This is a genomic window from Roseicyclus sp., from assembly GCF_052168335.1.
GTDB lineage: Bacteria > Pseudomonadota > Alphaproteobacteria > Rhodobacterales > Rhodobacteraceae > Roseibacterium.
On record NZ_JBQLZP010000221.1, the window covers coordinates 1 to 2544 of the forward strand.

At 70.4% G+C, this 2544-nt stretch carries 2 protein-coding genes and 1 pseudogene; all 3 read left to right on the forward strand.

Annotated features, from left to right (window positions below):
- The first annotated feature begins 40 nt into the window (after positions 1–40).
- The gene (locus ACTS11_RS06805) at positions 41–775 is read left to right on the forward strand and encodes a TVP38/TMEM64 family protein (protein WP_442639576.1); all 735 of its coding nucleotides are present in this window, start codon (positions 41–43) and stop codon (positions 773–775) included.
- Positions 776–788: 13 nt separating this feature from the next.
- Positions 789–2204 (forward strand): dihydrolipoyl dehydrogenase family protein, encoded by a 1416-nt coding sequence (locus ACTS11_RS06810; RefSeq protein WP_442639577.1) that lies wholly within the window; start codon positions 789–791, stop codon positions 2202–2204.
- 21 nt (positions 2205–2225) lie between these two features.
- Positions 2226–2544, forward strand: a pseudogene (locus tag ACTS11_RS06815) (sensor histidine kinase); the annotation flags it as partial.

Consider the following 2544-nt stretch of genomic DNA (forward strand, 5'->3'; position numbering starts at 1 on the left):
TGGGTCATCTACTTGCCAAGACCCTACCGGAAGTGCAGCCATGACCGACGCCGTGACCGAGAACAGCAGATCCAGCCTCGCCCGCTTCGTGCCGATCGCCGCCATCGCGGCGGGCGCCGCCCTCGGCTGGTGGCTCTTCGGCGACTACCTGGGCTTCGAGGCGCTGGCCGAGAACCGCGAGGCGCTGATCGCCTTCCGCGACGCGAACTACGTGGCGACCGTGGCCGCCTTCGTCGCGGTCTACGCGCTGATCGTCGCCTTCTCGCTGCCCGGCGCCACCGTGGCGACGCTGACGGGCGGCTTCCTCTTCGCGACCTTCCCAGGCGCGCTCTTCAACATCGCCGCCGCGACGCTCGGGGCCAGCGCCATCTTCCTCGCCGTGCGCGCGGGGTTCGGCGCCCGCCTCGCCGCGCGGCTCGAAGGGTCGGAGGGGCTGGTGAAAAAGATCAAGGACGGACTGGACGAGAACCAGTGGTCGATGCTCTTCCTCATCCGCCTCGTGCCGGTCGTGCCCTTCTTCGTGGCGAACCTCGTGCCGGCCTTCCTCGACGTGCCGCTCCGCCGCTTCGCCGTGTCGACCTTCTTCGGGATCATGCCGGGCGCCATCGTCTACACCTCGGTCGGTGCGGGCCTCGGCGAGGTCTTCGCGCGGGGCGAGACGCCGGACCTCGGCATCATCTTCCAGCCGCAGATCCTCCTGCCGATCCTCGGCCTCTGCGCGCTCGCGCTGCTGCCGGTGGGCCTCCGCCTGCTGCGCGGGCGTCGCGGGCTCTGAGAAAGGAAAACCCATGTCCGTGATCGAGACCGACATCTGCATCATCGGCGCGGGCTCCGGCGGGCTCTCCGTCGCGGCGGGCGCGGTGCAGATGGGGGCGCGGGTCGTCCTGATCGAGGGCCACAAGATGGGCGGCGACTGCCTCAACTACGGCTGCGTGCCGTCCAAGGCGCTGCTCGCCGCAGGCCACAAGGCGCACGAGACGGGAGAGGGCGCCTTCGGCGTCGCGGGCCACGATCCGGCGCCCGACTTCGCGGCGGCCAAGGACCACGTCGAGGCGGTGATCGGGACGATCGCCCCCGTCGACAGCGAGGAGCGGTTCGCGGGTCTCGGCGTCCACGTCATCCGCGAACGCGCGCGTTTCGTCTCGGAAACGGAGGTGGAGGCCGGCCCCCACCGCATCCGCGCGCGCCGCTTCGTGATCGCCACGGGCTCGCGCCCCTTCGTTCCGCCGATCCCGGGCCTGGCGGAGACGCCGCATCACACGAACGAGACGATCTTCGCCCTGCGGGAGCGGCCCCGGCACCTCGTCATCATCGGCGGCGGGCCCATCGGGATGGAGATGGCGCAGGCGCACCGCCGCCTCGGCAGCGAAGTCACGGTGCTGGAGGGCGCCAAGGCGCTCGGCCGGGACGACCCGGAGGCCGCCGCGCTGGTGCTCGACGCCCTGCGCGCCGAGGGAATCGCGATCGAGGAGGGGGCCAAGGTCGCGTCCGTCTCCGGGACCGAGGGCGCCGTGACGATCGAGACGGAGGACGGCCGCCGCTTCGAGGGCTCGCACCTGCTGGTCGCCGTGGGGCGGCAGGTGAACGTCGACGGTCTCGACCTCGAAACGGCGCATGTGGGCTACGACCGAAAGGGCGTGACGGTGGACCGGGGCCTCCGCTCGACCAACCGGCGCGTCTATGCGGTGGGCGACGCGGCGGGCGGCCTCCAGTTCACGCATGTCGCGGGCTACCACGCGGGCGTCATCATCCGCCCGATGCTCTTCGGCCTGCCCGCGAAGGCGCGGACCGACCACATCCCATGGGTCACCTACACCGATCCCGAGCTCGCGCAGGTCGGCCTGACGGAGGCCGAGGCCCGCAAGCTGCACGGTGCGAAGCTGTTCGTAGCGCGCGCCGACTTCGCCCACAACGACCGCGCCATTGCGACGGGGCAGGCGCGCGGCTTCGCCAAGGTCATGGTCGTGAAGGGCCGCCCCGTCGGCGCCACCATCGTCGGCCCGCAGGCGGGCGAGCTGATCCAGACCTGGGCGCTCGCCATCGCCAACGGGCTCAAGATGTCGGCCGTCGCCGGAATGGTCGCGCCCTACCCGACGCTCGGAGAGATTAACAAAAGGGCCGCGGGCGCCTATTTCTCTCCAAAGCTGTTCGACAGCGCGCTGGTCAAGCGGGTCGTCCGCCTGGTGCAGCGCGCGGTCCCCTGAGGTGTGAAAGGCTAGCTTCGTGTGGTGAACTCCCTCTCGGGACGCTTCCTGATCCTGACGATCATCTTCGTGATGCTCGCGGAAGTGTTCATCTTCGTGCCCTCCGTCGCGCGCTACCGCGAGGACTACCTGCTGGCGCGTCTGGAACGCGCGCAGATCGCCTCGCTCGCGCTGCTGGCGACGGAAGGCATGATCGACGACGATCTCGAGGCGGAACTCCTGGAGAACGCCGAGGTCCTGAACGTCGTGCTCCTGCGCGACGCCACGCGGCAGCTGATCCTGTCGAGCGACCACATGTCCCCCGTCGCCCGGAGATCGAAGCTCCGGGCGACGGGGGACA